Annotated in this window: 10 protein-coding genes and 1 pseudogene; 9 read left to right on the top strand and 2 right to left on the bottom strand. The window is 48.5% G+C overall.

The window, feature by feature from the left end; all coding sequences use genetic code 11:
- The first annotated feature begins 153 nt into the window (after positions 1 to 153).
- Positions 154 to 1,725: an MFS transporter gene (locus SCIP_RS00320; protein WP_006292496.1), complete on the top strand. Its 1,572-nt coding sequence runs from the start codon at positions 154 to 156 to the stop codon at positions 1,723 to 1,725.
- 316 nt (positions 1,726 to 2,041) lie between these two features.
- Entirely contained in the window at positions 2,042 to 3,676 is a 1,635-nt protein-coding gene (locus SCIP_RS00325) for an amino acid permease (RefSeq protein ID WP_006292497.1), read from the top strand.
- Here the strand turns inward: SCIP_RS00325 and SCIP_RS00330 are convergent.
- A complete protein-coding gene (locus SCIP_RS00330) occupies positions 3,572 to 4,765 on the bottom strand; it encodes an FAD:protein FMN transferase (RefSeq protein WP_006292498.1) in 1,194 nt (397 codons plus the stop codon). The genes SCIP_RS00325 and SCIP_RS00330 overlap by 105 nt on opposite strands.
- 281 nt (positions 4,766 to 5,046) lie before the next feature.
- Here SCIP_RS00330 and SCIP_RS00335 point away from each other — a divergent pair, with 281 nt between their 5' ends.
- The 7 genes and pseudogenes from SCIP_RS00335 (at position 5,047) to SCIP_RS08450 (ending at position 13,283) form a co-directional block, all read left to right on the top strand.
- The gene (locus tag SCIP_RS00335; protein ID WP_006292499.1) at positions 5,047 to 6,804 is read left to right on the top strand and encodes an FTR1 family iron permease; all 1,758 of its coding nucleotides are present in this window, start codon (positions 5,047 to 5,049) and stop codon (positions 6,802 to 6,804) included.
- Between the two features lie 96 nt (positions 6,805 to 6,900).
- Positions 6,901 to 7,563, top strand: coding sequence for an iron transporter (locus SCIP_RS00340; protein ID WP_006292500.1), 663 nt, complete (start codon positions 6,901 to 6,903; stop codon positions 7,561 to 7,563).
- Between the two features lie 114 nt (positions 7,564 to 7,677).
- Positions 7,678 to 9,099 (top strand): DUF2318 domain-containing protein, encoded by a 1,422-nt coding sequence (locus SCIP_RS00345; protein ID WP_040590376.1) that lies wholly within the window; start codon positions 7,678 to 7,680, stop codon positions 9,097 to 9,099.
- Between the two features lie 15 nt (positions 9,100 to 9,114).
- Positions 9,115 to 10,548: an ABC transporter permease gene (locus tag SCIP_RS00350; RefSeq protein WP_040590377.1), complete on the top strand. Its 1,434-nt coding sequence runs from the start codon at positions 9,115 to 9,117 to the stop codon at positions 10,546 to 10,548.
- A 130-nt stretch (positions 10,549 to 10,678) separates the two neighbouring features.
- Complete coding sequence (locus SCIP_RS00355) at positions 10,679 to 11,818, top strand: ABC transporter permease (protein WP_040590777.1); 1,140 nt, start codon at positions 10,679 to 10,681, stop codon at positions 11,816 to 11,818.
- Positions 11,819 to 11,915: 97 nt separating this feature from the next.
- Positions 11,916 to 12,582: pseudogene (locus SCIP_RS07905) on the top strand (ABC transporter ATP-binding protein); the annotation flags it as partial.
- A 458-nt stretch (positions 12,583 to 13,040) separates the two neighbouring features.
- Positions 13,041 to 13,283 (top strand): FMN-binding protein, encoded by a 243-nt coding sequence (locus tag SCIP_RS08450; RefSeq protein ID WP_331270607.1) that lies wholly within the window; start codon positions 13,041 to 13,043, stop codon positions 13,281 to 13,283.
- Here the strand turns inward: SCIP_RS08450 and SCIP_RS00365 are convergent.
- Positions 13,280 to 14,725, bottom strand: a complete 1,446-nt coding sequence (locus tag SCIP_RS00365; protein ID WP_040590378.1) for an amino acid permease — start codon at positions 14,723 to 14,725, stop codon at positions 13,280 to 13,282. The two genes, SCIP_RS08450 and SCIP_RS00365, sit on opposite strands and share 4 nt — an antisense overlap.
- Positions 14,726 to 14,821: the final 96 nt, after the last annotated feature.

Consider the following 14,821-nt stretch of genomic DNA (forward strand, 5'->3'; position numbering starts at 1 on the left):
CAATCATCGGTACCAATCATAAATATTAAATATAAATATAATAAAATAATAAATATAAAAGTTACAGAGTAAGTTGATAATTTGATAATTGAAAGGAGACTGATGACTTCTGATGAGGAAAATGGAGGCAGTTCGAACCCTACTGGATTTGGTATGAATTTCAACGATTTCGTTCGCCCCGGCATTGACGACCGGCCAGATTTGAACGAGGCTTTGAGTCCGGAACAGAAACAGAACATAGAAAGATTAGCCGAGCCGATCCCGGAAGCTCAACCTGCCCAACCGGAAACAATGCGGAATCCTGATGTGCAGAATGTTCGCATGAGTGCAGAGTCCTCTGCTCCTGCCGTTGTCTTGGCTGATGTACCTGAGGCTCAGGCTCTGAATCTGGACTCCGCCTTGAATGATATGCGCAACCCTATGGCTGATGCTTCCGGTCATGTGCCTTCAAAAACTGAGATAGTACGTCTGGGAATTGGGTTTACCATCAATGCTGTGATCTGCGCCATTCCCTGGGTAGCTTTGAACTCCGTCATTCTTCCCCGAGTGCTGAACCAGATTAGTCCTGGAAATTATGCCACACTGCTGGGAACTATCAACTCGGTTGGCGCTGTGGTTGCCTTGCTGGCTAATATAATTTTCGGAACTCTGTCAGATTTGACCCGATCCAGTCGCGGCAAGCGTTTCTGGTGGATTATTTCTGGCGGTTTTATTGCTGGTATTAATGTTGGTCTGATTGGTCTGACCAGGTCTTTTGGATTGATTGTATTTCTCTGGGCTATGGCTCAGCTGGGATACAATATCATGCTCGCCCCCTTTGTTGCCACCATGTCTGACCGTGTTCCCGACAAGGTTCGGGGTACGGTGTCTGGCTTTTATGGTGCTGGAATTGCTGTTGGGCAGACTCTCGGTAATTATATTGGTGCTCGCCTGATTAAGCTGGGTAACTCCGGCATTTTTGCCGGTTGGATGATGGGTTACGCTGTCTTCTGCATAATTGGTGTTGTCACCGTTGCAATTTGGCCTGCAGACAAGTCCAACCTGGACCAGCCTCGTGATAAGTTCTCCATGAAGATGATTCTGAAGTCTTTCACTCCGCCTCTTCACGCTCCGGATTTCTACTTTGCTCTGATCGGCCGCACAGTTATGATGGGCGGCTACTGGATGATCAACTCGTATCAGCTTTATATCTGTCAGTACTACATCTACGCAGGCGTTCCTAAAGCTAAGAGCAAGGCTGCCGATGTTATAGCGGTTATGGCTGTTATTACCCTTGTTGTTTCGCTGATTGCTGCTGTTACTGCCGGTCCCATTACTGATAAGATCCACATGCGTAAGTTGCCTGTCGCACTCGCCTCTTGCCTCTTTGCCCTTGGCGCTGCCATGCCCCTGTTTTTCCGCAGTCCTGTTGGGATGTATCTTTTCGCTAGCATTGCCGGTCTGGGTTATGGTATTTACAATGCTATTGATCAGGCTCTGAATGTTGCTGTTCTGCCTAATCCTGAAGAAGCTGGCAAGGATTTGGGTATTCTCAACCTGGCCAATACACTCTCTCAGGTCATTGGCTCCCTGTTCACTTCAGCAGTTTTGACCATTGTTGCTCGCTGGATTATGCATCAGTCCTCCGGCTACTCTGTTCAAGCCTATGCCTCGGTCTTCGTTGTGTCCATTGTTCTGGTGCTGATCGCTGCTGTTCTGATTATGCAGATTAAGAAGGTCAAGTAGAAAAAGGGAACAGGGCGATTCCCCCGCTAAACGGATGGGCGCAATTGGTATGTGTGCGATTGGGATGAGCGCGATTGGCTTCCCTGCCCCCGGTTTATGCAAGTCCATCAGCCTTCCATGGTCCCCAATATTGTGCACAAATGAGGGAAATTCTGCAGAAAATAGCCATTATTCACCTGGCATTATTAGCATAGATTATTTAGAAGTAAAATAATGCATCATAACAGCCCGCGAAACAGCGTTATCAGAGACAAATCCTGACCGTGATGACGCAGGCGGAGACGAATTTGGGGGTGGTGGATAAATGGCAAAGAATATGAATCGCCAAAGCTACGATCAAGACAGTCAAGGCAAGCTGGCAAATCAGCAGCTCTCTTCTCAGAGTCACAGTTCAGGCGATGGCCAGTCTCACCCTCACAAGCAGCCTGATTCCTTGCATTCAGTCAAGGACCTGGACCTGGATACCCATAACAGCCTGGAAAGAGGCCTCAGCAACCGTCATGTGCAGTTCATTGCCATAGGTGGAACCATTGGGACTGGCCTCTTTCTGGGATCCGGCAAGTCCATCGCCCTGACTGGGCCCTCTATCGTCCTGGTGTATATTGCTGTGGGCTTGATCATGTTTATTCTCATGCGAGCTATCGGTGAGATGATGTACCAGGATCCCAGCCAGCATACTTTCATAAATTTTATTACCCGCTATGTTGGTAGAGATTGGGGAGATTTCTGTCAATGGTCGTATTGGATTGTTCTTGTTCTGATCGGCATGACCGAATTAACGGCTGTTTCTCGTTATTTTGTTGAGTTTTTCAAAACCTACAATATAGATCTGACTGCCTGGAAATGGTTGATAGAAATCGGTTTCCTTGCAACTCTGGTCCTGGTGAATCTGATAGCTGTCAAATTTTTTGGAGAAGCAGAGTTTTGGTTCTCCATGATTAAGATAACCTTGATAATAGGTATGATAGTTACTGCTATTGTTATGCTCATCGCCCATTATCACTATTCGGCGGTAACTATTCCCACAACCGGTTCTGTTATTAAATCCCCGGCGGGGCAGGTGACCTTTGCGAATATTTTCCGAGATTTTTCTTTGGCTCCCAACGGCTGGCGTAATCTGGTCATTGCCTTTCCCATGGTTTTCTTTGCCTATCAGCAGATTGAATTCGTGGGGGTAACAGTGTCGGAAACCAAAAACCCTCGACCGGTTCTGAAAAAGGCCACAAACCAGATTATTTACCGGATTCTGATTTTTTATGTTGGTGCTCTTATCGCCATCATGACTATTGTTCCCTGGCGTAATTTTGTGCCTGACAAGGCAGGAGAATTCGTTTCCCCCTTCATCATGGTCTTTAAATATGCAGGATTGGATTGGGCTGCTGCCCTTGTTTTCTTTGTGGTGATTACTGCAGCCAGTTCCTCTCTGAATTCTCTACTTTTCTCTGCCGGCCGTCATCTTTACCAGGTGGCCAATGAGTCAGATCAAAATTCTTTCCTTCGCTTCTTCAGCCTGGAACAGGTTTCTTCGCATAAAGTCCCGGCCAGGGCCATAATCTTTTCAGCATTATTTATACTGATTTCTCCGGCTGTCAGTCTTTTCCCCGCAATAACCCAAGCCTTTACCTGGTTTTCCAGCGCGTCCAGCTCAGTAATCATCGTAATTTATACTTTGACCATCGTTGCTCACTGGAAGTACCGGCAGAGCAAGGACTTCAGCCCAGATGGCTTCCTCCTTCCTGCCTATAAGGTTTTAGATTCCTTGGCAATCATTTTTTTCGCAGCGGTCTACCTGACCCTCTTTTTGGCTCCCGATACTGTCTGGCTGGCCATTGCGGGTCTGATCTGGCTAGTATTTTTTAGCACCTGGTGCCATATCCATGATCGTCGCAGGAAAGCCAGGGGAGAAAGCAGCCGACCTATCGGTGAAAAATTGGAAAAACTCGAATTCTAGATGGGGTAGTTTTGCATAAAGCTTCTGTGGATTACACAGAAATAAAGCAGTTGCCACCCCATCTGCCCAGGCGGTAGAAAATTGCTGATTTTCAACCAAGGCCCAGGTCGCGATGACGTTGTCTGCCGCAGCTGCATTGATAGCATTGACAATGTGATTCATGCGGATAACCGATTGCTTTTGATCTTCCACCAGCCAGTGACGGCGGCTGGTGGAAGAGGCGCACAGGGAGCAGCCGAATTCATGCGAGCGATCGACGGTCACGATTCCTAAAGCCTTCTTGCTATCTTCCGGATCTTCCAGAGCAACTTGGTTTGCTGCCGCTTGGCTTTCCCCGTCCGGGCAGAAGGCCCTATTGGCCGGCAGAGTCTTTGAAAAAGCTTTCGCTGCCCCAGCGTGGGAGAAATATAAATCACCGCCGGCATTAATGGTGAAAGATCCACAGTTTGTTGACAGGAGTTTGTCGGCTATTACATCGACCAGGAATCCCTTGCCCACAGCACCGAAATCCACGGTAACCGGCTGACTGACAGTCAGAGTGCTTCCTGGCCCAGCTTGTCGCAGAGACTCCCACTGTAGACGATGAATTTTTTTGCGCTTTTTTCTTTCCTTGGGGTTTCTTCCCTCAGGGTTTCTTTCTCCAGGAGTTTTTCCCCTGGTACTTCCTTCTCCACTTAAGTCTGCATAAATTTTTATAGGTTCTTCTGCTTTTATTAATTCAAAAGACTGAGAATAACCCAGACGGACTAGGTCTTCGCCAACGCATGGGTCGAAAGCACCATCAGTTGCTGTATAAAGATCATCACATATGGTGAATAGGGGACTGAGATAATCAGGAAAAGTAATTATTCCCCCATTCCGATCAAGAAAACCCGGGTCAGAAAGGTGGGAAACTAGTGACTGAGGGAGAAAACGGGAAAGAACCCCTTCAAAAGAATGAATAAAATTTTTTATAGAAGTTTGATTCTCTTGGCTGATTTCACGGCTGCTGCTAATAATTATTCCTGTCCCTAGAGCTCCGGGAATGGGGAAAATATAAGGTTCGCCCGTTGCGGTCAGGGGTGAAAAAGGATCTGTTGGCGCTGTCATCGTTACTTATTATAAAACTAGTCATTATAAAACGGATAAAACAGCAGTGAAAAAGAAGTGAGGTGCTCCCGGAATAGAAAATTTTTCAAAAAAGTCTTTACAAATAGATTTTTATGTTTTATTTTGGAGTAAGCGGGTTCAACGTTAGGAGATTCGTGAGGAGCATAAGACACAGGTCCCCCCAGAAACAGCCAGGCAAAGGCAGTACATATGGTGTAAATTGGCTACCGGCAGCAGTAAAGCTGGCTGCAGCCTGCGCGATAGTTGTTGTTCTGCTTGTACTGTCTGTTGTCTCTTCAGCCCTCTGGCAGGCAGTTGCTTTCGCCTCTAGTTCCTCAGCTTCTTCTGCATATAACTATTCTTCCTGGAAAGCGGTATCAAAAAAGATATCAGAGGATTTGTCTGCTGCTGACAAAGCGTATAAAAATGCAGACACTGCAACTGCTGCAGCCTTGGCTAATCGTGCTTACAATACCGGGTATGTAGCGACTAATATGATTCGGGCCGTCCGCGACCATGAAGGTCAGACAAAAAGCAGTCGTCAAACGGCAGTCTTTGCAGATATCTCATCCATCACCTATCAAGCAGCCACCAAAACGAGGGAGGACTCTCTTCACCAAAAAATTTCCTCCTTGACATCAGATCTGGACCTTTCGGCCAGGAAACTGGACGCTTCTTCGCTGGGCTCTCCCCGTGCATATGGCCGCAGATTGCAGGATCAAACTACAAAAGAGCGCCGGAAGCTTGATGCTGCTATGGTACACAAAAATCAGGGGAAGGGGAGCCGAACATGGACGTCAATAGCCAAGGAAATGACCATCCTTCTTGATCGGGCGTACAAGGCGGCAGTTTCGCAGAATAATGCGGAAAAGGGAGCTGCTCTGGTCAATGAAGCCTATTACAAATACTATGAAAAACTGGGCTTTGAAAAAACGGTCATGAGCGCTATCTCTGGTTCCCGAGTTTCGGCTGTGGAATATCAGTTCAAGCAAGCTCGTAAAGACATGATGGCTGGCAAGAGTCAGACAGTCATTAATAATGATATTAACCAGCTTAAAAGCATGCTGCTTACGGATGCCGGGATTCTCGACGGCACAGGCTCGGAGGGCAGCAGTGGTGCAGCGGCCCATATTAATCCCCTGACCAGCTTTTTCAGCTCAGCCTTTGGCCAAGCCTTTATTATTCTTATCAGGGAAGGGCTGGAAGCCATTCTGGTCGTGGCAGCCATTATTGCTTACCTGGTGAAAGCTGGCTATAAAAACAAACTTGCTTTTATTTATGCAGGAGTATTCCTGGGGTTGGCGGCTTCTGGTCTGATGGCTGTAATACTCAATCTTTTCTATGGGGCCAGTGGCTCCAACCAGGAAATGATCGAAGGGTTTACCGCCTTGATTGCCATGGTTATGCTCCTGTTTACCAGCAATTGGATGCTTAATAAATCGTCAGTTGCAGGCTGGAATTCTTATATAAAAAATCAGACCGAACGCAGCATTTCCCATGGAAGTGTTGTCTCCCTGGCCTCGCTATCATTTCTGGCGGTTTTCAGGGAGGGCGCTGAAACGGTGCTCTTCTATCAGGCTCTGATTGGGATGGTATCCGATAATGATTACAGAGCTTTATATGGTGGGGCCAGCCTGGCCGCGGTCATTCTGATTATCGTCTTCCTCCTGATCCGTTTCACGTCGGTAAAAATCCCCATCCGTCCCTTCTTCGCTATTACCAGCGGACTCATGTCTATCATGGTCGTGATTTTTGCAGGTTCTGGTCTACACGAGCTTATTGAAGCGGACATTATTGATGGTTCCTATCACAATTCTTGGATGACCAATGATTTCCTGGGGATTTATCCCTATACAGAGACTGTGGTTTTCCAGATATTGATAGCCGTTGTTGTGGTTTTCCTTACTGTGCTTTCTGTGACTAAACAGCTTAAACAAGGTCGGGAAAATAGTGAGAGTCAAACTGTTCAGATGGATTCTGCTGCTTTTGCTGATCAGGGAGGTCAGGCGGAAGCGCAGGGCGAAGGAAAGAAGCTATGACCCTATATAAGAGAAAGGAAAAATTATTCATATTACTGCCAACAATAACTACCAACAAGCGCAAGCAACAATCACTAACAAAGAATGGAAACACCTATGAAAGAAGATAAGAAAAACCGACTGGTTTCGGGGCTAAAGAAAACTTTGACTGCTGCAACGTCTCTGATCTGTGCTGCTGTCCTCACTGTTACTGTGGCCGCCTGTGGAGTATCGCAGGGAGGGAACAGGGCATCCGGATCTGCCGGAAACAGCTCGACACTTTCTTCCAGCCAGGCAGGGGGGACTAAAGGATTTGAAGAATATCCCATTGGTCATGATCAGGAAATCGGACCCTTGAATGTTGCCATGGTCTATTTTCAGCCGGTAGATATGGAGCCTGCTGGGACTGGTTTGTCTGCTGCTGAATCCAGCTTCCATCTGGAGGCAGATATACACGCCCTTGCTAACAACAAGCTGGGTTATTCCAAGGGAGAATATGTCCCTGATCTAACCGTGCAGTATGCCATTGTGGACCGGGCAAGCGGGAAAACTGCCGCGTCGGGTACCTTTATGCAGATGAATGCAGCTGATGGTCCTCACTATGGCGGCAATGTGAAGCTAGACAAAGCAGGTCAGTACACACTTACCCTTACTATTCACTCCCCTGCAGAAAAGGGGTGGGCTTTGCATGTAGACAAAGAGACAGGTGTCACCGGCCGTTTTTGGACGACTCCTCTTAAGGTCAGCTTTAATTGGAACTATACCCCTCACAAGTGGTAACAAAGTCAGGGGCGACAGTATTGCCAGTACGAGTGCCCAGAAGAAGATAAGCAAGAGAATCAAGATAAACAAGAGAATACAGAATACAGCGAGAAAAATACCGAGGACAATTTTGTGTTAAAACAATTCATCACCGCATTGTCAGGAACTCTGACCCCTGCGCTCTTATATATGCTTCTGTCTCTGGCCCTGCCTTCAAGAAAAGCACAGTCAGGTAAGGTCACGGGTAAGGTCAGTCGTATCTGCCGTCTTTTTGGCCTGATTCTTGGCCTTGCGGTGGCTCTTGTCTTTGCGCTGCTGCGCTCGATGGCAGTAGTCAGTCAACAAACCCCGATCTTGCGCCCGGCCCTGTGGGTCAATATTATTTCCCTGACCCTGACAGTTCTTGGATTAATCTTCACTTTCCTGAGTGGCATGGGGAAGAAGGATACAAAAAAGAATGGAACGATAGATCAGACAGGAAAAGCGGTAGAGCTAGACAAGGGGGAGAAGGCAGAGAATAGAGGAAATATAGAAAAGGCAAGAGAGCAAAGGCTCGTTTCACGTGAAACAAACCCAGGTCTTGTTCTTTTTACTAATCTTGCCGGTGCTATTGCTATAGCGTCGACGATCGTCTGCTTTATTCCCGATGTGATTATTCAGTTGGCAAATTTTGTGGAAACAGGCGAATCTGCTTTTACCTCTGCCATGTTGACCCGGGCCGTAGGCTTTCTCTTGGGTGTTGGTGCTGCCATGACAGTTGCGGCCATTTTCAGGACTTTGAAGACCAGCATATCCCCGGTGCTCCTTATGATCACGTCACTTCTCTTTCTGCTCCTGGTCCTGGTTCAACAGGTGACTGCCCTGACTCAGATTTTGGTTAATACAGCTGTTCTGGAACTTACCGATGCTGAATTTTCCCTCCTGGTAAGTCTGATCAACCATAATAACAGCCTGATTATTGCTCAGACGGCTGTTTTTCTTCTACCGGCCGCGGCTGCTCTGATTGCTGGCATGAAAATGGGGCCAGAGGTTTCTGCCGCTTCCTCCGGGGCCCGTCAGCGATCCCTGCGCAAGTTCCGCCGCCATGCCTATGCGGCCACGGTTTGGTCTCTACTTGCTGTTCTTTTTGTCAGTCTAAGTCTGACCTCTGGAGTGGCCTTGACCACCCAGGAGGTGACCCTGTCTGCTCCCGAGAAGTATCAGTTGACAAAAACAACAGCTACCATTCCGTACTCTCAGTTGGCCGATGGACATCTTCACCGCTTCCAGTACAAGGCTAAAGACGGGACTGTTATGAGATTTATTATTATCAAAAAGAGCGGAGGCTCCTATGGAGTAGGCCTGGATGCCTGCGAAAATTGCGGAGATGCCGGTTATTACGAGAAGGATGGAAAAATCGTCTGCAAAAAGTGCGATGTAGCCATTAACCTGGCAACTATTGGCTTTAAGGGAGGATGCAATCCCATCCCCCTGCCTTACCAGTCCTCAGGAGGAAAAATTACCATAAAAACCGCCGATCTGGACGCCCTATCCGGCCATTTTGCCATCTCATAAGGCCAGGTGATTATCATGTTTTTCCTGCGATTGATTGGTAAGTCAGTGACCCGTCAGGCTCGGCGCCGGCTTCTGATTTCTTTGACTGTAGCCCTAGCGGCAGCAGTCAGCATAGCTATGCTGGGAATTGTTTATGATGTGGGTGACAAGCTGACCAATGAGCTGTCTGCATATGGATCCAACATTACAGTCCGTCCCAAATCAGATGCTCTGATTTCAGAGCTTTACGGATCCAGCTCCTCCAATACTCCCAGCTCATCAACTGTAGACCCTTCTTCTTTTATCAAAGAGTCTAATCTTCAGAAAATCAAAACTATCTTCTGGGCTTACAACATCACCAATTTTGCCCCTCAACTCAATGTGCGGCTGACTGTGCAGAATCACAAAACCGGCATCAAAGAAAGACGGATTCCTGTTGTCGGAACCTGGTTCAACAAGCAAGTGCATGTGTCAACAGGGGAAACCACGCTTGTGGGAGTGCAAAAAATGCGGCCCTGGTGGAAAATCCAGGGCTCCTGGCCTAAAGATTCTCAGTCTGAAGCCATGGTTGGCTCTGCTTTGGCAGCTAAACTCGGGATTTCAGTAGGGGATAGGGTCACAATTTCCAGTCAGAAAAAACTCTCAGGGAGAGTGGGCAAATCAGAATCTACAAGATCTACAGGATCCACAGAATCTACAGGACTTACAGGATCTCATGACAGCGGCTCTGATTCGGTCAACGGCAGTTCGACTACTTCCCATAACTTGAAAGTTGTGGGGATTTACAGCTCACATGATGATGACGATCAGGCTCTGTATACATCCACGTCCTGCGCCCAGGCTGTTTCTGGTCTGCAAGATAAGGTGGATTATGTAGAGGTTAAGGCTCTGACAACTCCGGAAAACGATCTGGCCCGCAAAGCGGCAAAGAATCCCGACGCCCTCTCTCAGGAGGAATGGGAGACCTGGTATTGCACGGCTTATCCCTCTTCTATTGCCTACCAGATTCAGGAAGTGTTACCTAACGCCGTGGCTAAACAGGTCCGGCAGGTTGCGGCTTTGGAAGGCAATGTTTTGGCCAAAACCCGGTCTGTTATGATTGTGATGACCGCTCTGACGCTTATTGCAGCCACTATTGCTGTGGCTAACCTCATGTCCGCCGCTTTGGGGGAGCGTGCTTCGCAGCTGGCCCTTCTCAAGGCTTTAGGAGCCAGGAACAGTCAGATCTTCCGACTGATTATTTCTGAGACAGCTCTGATAGCCGCCTTGGGGGCCATGACCGGGTCTCTTCTGGGGGTAGGTTTGGCTCAGATTGTCAGCAGAGTTGTTTTTCACTCATCCATTACCATGAGGCCCATGGTTTTTGTCCTGGTTTTTGTTTTGTTGACTCTGACAGTCCTCGCTGCATCTGTCTCTTCTATCAGACAGATTCTTAAACTCCAACCAGCTCAAGTTCTGCATGGACGGTAAGGGGAAAGGCATGAGAAAATCAGATAAGAAAGAGGACAAGGCTATGGCTGAGTCTGCGAATCACTTCAGACAGAAGAATCCTGCCCTGGCAGAGGCTGGGTTGCGATCTCAGCCTGCTGCAAACATCCGCATGTTTTGGATTATGCTGTCCAGCGCTATTTTCCGCCGGAAATCCAGGGCATTGATGGCCATTATTGCATCCTTGGTTGGGTCAGCCACCCTTTTCTGCTTAATCTCAGTGTGTTTGGTGGTTCCCCGCCAGATGACGGAAGAAATGCAGTCATACGGGGCTAATCTGATAGTAAAGTCCAACGGATCCGGAAAAACTAGGTCAGGTATCAGCTCGGCTCTCATTAACCACACGACCTCTATGCTGACTGCCCACGGGGATAGTGCTCAATGGGCATCATACCGTTATGAAAATGTACGCATTCATTCGGCTCCTTACCAGGTTGCCGGTATAAACGTCGCCCAGACCCGGAAACTTAATCGTTTTTGGAATATTCAGGGTTCCTGGCCAGTCAAGGAAAATCAAATCCTGATCGGCACCGATCTGGCTCAGGCTTTGAACCTTTCTGTTGGCAACAGTATAACTATTGGTTACAGGGCATCTGGCATCCTCGATACCTCAGGCAGATCCTTCAGCGTTGCTGGCATTGTGGATACGGGAGGTGCTGAAGATTCCATGATTTACATGACAAATCAGGCAGTCGACCGCCTGACCGGCGTCAAGCGCGGTGCCGATGTTGTTGAATATGCTTCTTCAGCTCAGGGGGCCGATCTGGACAGGTTAGTCCAGTCCATCAACACCATGACTGTTATGAGCGTAACCGCACAGAAAGTTGCGAAAATCTCCACAGCCAATGCTTCCATTATTACTATGCTGACCACTCTCTTTTGGATTATTTCGCTGGTAATCGTGGCTCTGACTATGGTGGGGGTTTCTACCACTATGACTTCGATTGTTGCCCAGCGCCGCAGCGAAATTGGTTTGCGAAAGGCCTTGGGTGCTTCGTCCAGGGGTATAGCCATCGAGTTTTTTGCTGAATCCGCTGTGTATGGATTTTTCGGGGGAATTATTGGCCTGGGTTTGGGTTATGCGGTTTCTCAGGCTCTGACCAGGGGAGTTTTTCAGAGATCCCTGTCTTTTAACCCTCTTCTGGCTGTAGCGTGTTTAATCATCAGTCTTGTCGTTGCTGTCTTCGCCTCCATTGGCCCAGTCAGGCAGGCGGTGACTATAGATCCGGCAGTGGTACTCAGTGATGAATAAATATGTAGTATATACAGACACGATATATCAGACACACTCTCATATCAGACGCACTCGCAGATAGGAGCGGAAAATGACCGACAATTCGCATAATTCCATGCTTTTACAGTTAGACCATATTTCTAAAATATACGGAGATCTCCATGCTCTGGACGATTTGAGTTTGGAAGTTTCCCGCGGCGAGTGGTTGGCGGTCGTTGGCTCTTCAGGTTCGGGGAAAACTACCCTGATGAATATTATTGGCTGTCTCGACCAAGCTTCCCGTGGATCAGTAATTCTTGACGGACAGAGTTTAGATGATCTTAATCAGTCTCAGCTGGCTGATGTCCGCAAAAATGTCATTGGCTTAGTTTTCCAAAAGTTCTATCTGGTTCCCCATCTGACCGCTGTGGAAAATGTGATGGTTGCCCAGTACTACCACTCAGTGGTAGATGAGAGGCAGGCCCTGGATGCCCTGGCTAAGGTTGGTCTTGCAGATCGAGCCCATCATCTTCCCAAAGAACTGTCTGGTGGGGAGCAACAGCGAGTTTGCATTGCCCGGGCCTTAATCAACGATCCAGAGCTGATTCTTGCTGATGAACCAACAGGCAACCTCGATGAGGCAAATGAGAAAATTGTTCTCCAGCTTTTCCGCGAGCTCAACGAGCAGGGGACAACTATTATTGTAGTCACTCATGATGCCCTGGTGGCCTCCTGTGCCCAGAGGGAGATTATGCTTAATCATGGCCAGCTGGTCGGAGAGAAATGGAATGATGATCAGGCCCATCAGCGTTTTCTGGATGCGGGTGGACACCCAGCCCTCCACGGATCAGATGAAGTCTCTGCTCCGGCTCTTAATCCCACCAAGGCGTCTAAAGTTAATCCTCTTTCCTCAGAAAGTGTTCAGCCTCTTAAATCCAGGAAGGACCTTCCGAAAAAGAAGAATCTGACTCGGAGGATTGCCGCAGGGGCCTTGAGCCTTGTCGCCACTGTTGGCCTCGCTGGTTGTGGTACCAGCAGTGCTGTCCCCGCTGATGATGAATATGCCGGAACCAGCGAGTCTTCGTCGTCGCCTTCCTCATCTGATTCTTCCTCTGCGTCATCCGGTTCTTCTGGCCGGACGTCCAAGCCCACTGCTTCAGCAGGAAACAGGCAAAAACTCGGTCCAGACACGGGAACCTATGCAAATGGCCGTTTTACCTCAATCGCCACTTACGGTCCTGTCGGTGAGGACAAAATTGATGTGGCTATCACCGTTTCTGGTCAAAAAGTTTCTCAGGTAACAGTTACCCCTCATCCGGCAACGCCGATTTCCAAAAAATATCAGACTGGTTTTGTCAAGGAAATCAAGTCTGCCATCGTAGGGAAACCTTTGAAAAACCTGAAGGTGAGCAAGGTTGCCGGAGCAAGCTGGACTTCCGATGCTTTCAATAAAGCATTGGAAGTTGTTCGCCAGGAAGCTTCCACGGCGGCTGGGAGGCATTAAGCCTTGACAGGATGGACCAGGAAGGATCCAATCAGGAGGGCAACAACCCAGCAGGGGCCTAAAATTGCGGCAACCCGGTAACTGGGGTAAATCCACATGAGCGCATAAAGTCCGGCCATACACAGGAGAATCAGCCAGGGAGTAACTCGGGCTGCGGGCAAGGGAAAGGTCAGCTTATCTTTACCTGAAGCTGTCTGCGCTCCGATCTTTTGCAAATCTGCTTCCTCTTTCTTTAGTCTCCTGCGGAACATCATGTGTGTAATGGCAATGAGAGACCAGTTCAGCAGGGCAGCAAAGGTAGCAATAGACATAAGATAATTAAAGGCAAAAGAAGGCCAGAGAAATACAACAATTACAGCAATAACGGTGATAGCTGCTGAGGTCAGGACTCCGGCAACTGGCACTCCGCGTTTGCTCAGTTTACCCAAATAATGCGGCGCATTCCCTTGCTTTGCCAGGGAATAGAGCATTCGGGAGTTGGAGTAAAGACCTGAGTTGTAGACGCTGATGACTGCAGTCAGACAGACAAAATTGAGGATCCCGGCTGCAATATGAATGCCGGCAGAATCAAAGATCTGTACAAAGGGGCTGACAACGACTCCGTGAGAGTTGGCTTTCCCAATCTGATTCCAGGGGACGACGGCCATAATGATGGCCAGAGCGCCAACGTAGAAAAGAAGAATCCTCCCGACAATCTGATTGGTTGCCTTGGGAATAGTGGTCTGCGGGTTTTCTGTTTCTGCTGCCGTGATCCCAATGAGCTCGGTCCCGCCAAAACTGAACATAACTACCACTAAAGCCATCAAGAGGCCTGTGAATTGGCCGTTCTCGCCACTACTTATCAGTCCGTGGGGGAGGAAACCTCCAGGGGAGTGTACCAGGTTTCCGAAGCTGGGAATAACGCCATTAGTCTGGGGGACAGCGAAAATAATCAGGGTCAGGCCAACAATAATCATGGCTATGACAGCTACTATTTTGATGATGGCAAACCAGAATTCGAATTCTCCAAAAGCCTTGACTCCCAAGAGGTTAGCGCCGGTGATCAGGACCATGAAAACTGCTGCGCTGACCCAGGCGGGGATCTGCGGGAACCAATACTGGACAAAAGTTCCGACCACGCTCAGCTCTACCATCGAGACCAGAATGTAGTTTGCCCAGTAATTCCACCCAGAGATGAAGCCAGCCCGGGGATTCCAGTAGCGGCTGGCGTAGTAGCTGAAGGCACCGGCTTTCGGATCATAGGTACTCATTTCGCCCAGGGCCCGCATAATCAGGAAAATGATGAATCCACCAACCAGGTAGGCAAGGAGGATGGACGGACCGGCCAGTTGTATGGACTCAGCCGATCCGTAGAAGAGGCCTGTCCCTATGGCTCCGCCCAGGGCAATCAGCTGAATGTGACGGTTCTTCAGGTCGGTATGCAGGTGCCGGCTCTCCTGCATTGGCAAGATGGTAGACTGCTTGGTGGCAGCCTCTGCTTTTTCTTCTGGGTCTTGTCTTTCCGTATCTTCCACTATGCTGATTTACTTTCCTGACGA

The sequence above is a fragment of the Scardovia inopinata JCM 12537 genome (assembly GCF_001042695.1).
GTDB classification, from domain to species: domain Bacteria; phylum Actinomycetota; class Actinomycetes; order Actinomycetales; family Bifidobacteriaceae; genus Scardovia; species Scardovia inopinata.

Coding starts and splice junctions, on each gene's coding strand:
- SCIP_RS00320 (WP_006292496.1), top strand. CDS start 154: ATGAATTTCAACGATTTCGTTCGCCCCGGCATTGACGACCGGCCAGAT.
- SCIP_RS00325 (WP_006292497.1), top strand. CDS start 2,042: ATGAATCGCCAAAGCTACGATCAAGACAGTCAAGGCAAGCTGGCAAAT.
- SCIP_RS00330 (WP_006292498.1), bottom strand. CDS start 4,765: ATGACAGCGCCAACAGATCCTTTTTCACCCCTGACCGCAACGGGCGAA.
- SCIP_RS00340 (WP_006292500.1), top strand. CDS start 6,901: ATGAAAGAAGATAAGAAAAACCGACTGGTTTCGGGGCTAAAGAAAACT.
- SCIP_RS00350 (WP_040590377.1), top strand. CDS start 9,115: ATGTTTTTCCTGCGATTGATTGGTAAGTCAGTGACCCGTCAGGCTCGG.
- SCIP_RS00355 (WP_040590777.1), top strand. CDS start 10,679: ATGTTTTGGATTATGCTGTCCAGCGCTATTTTCCGCCGGAAATCCAGG.
- SCIP_RS00365 (WP_040590378.1), bottom strand. CDS start 14,725: ATGCAGGAGAGCCGGCACCTGCATACCGACCTGAAGAACCGTCACATT.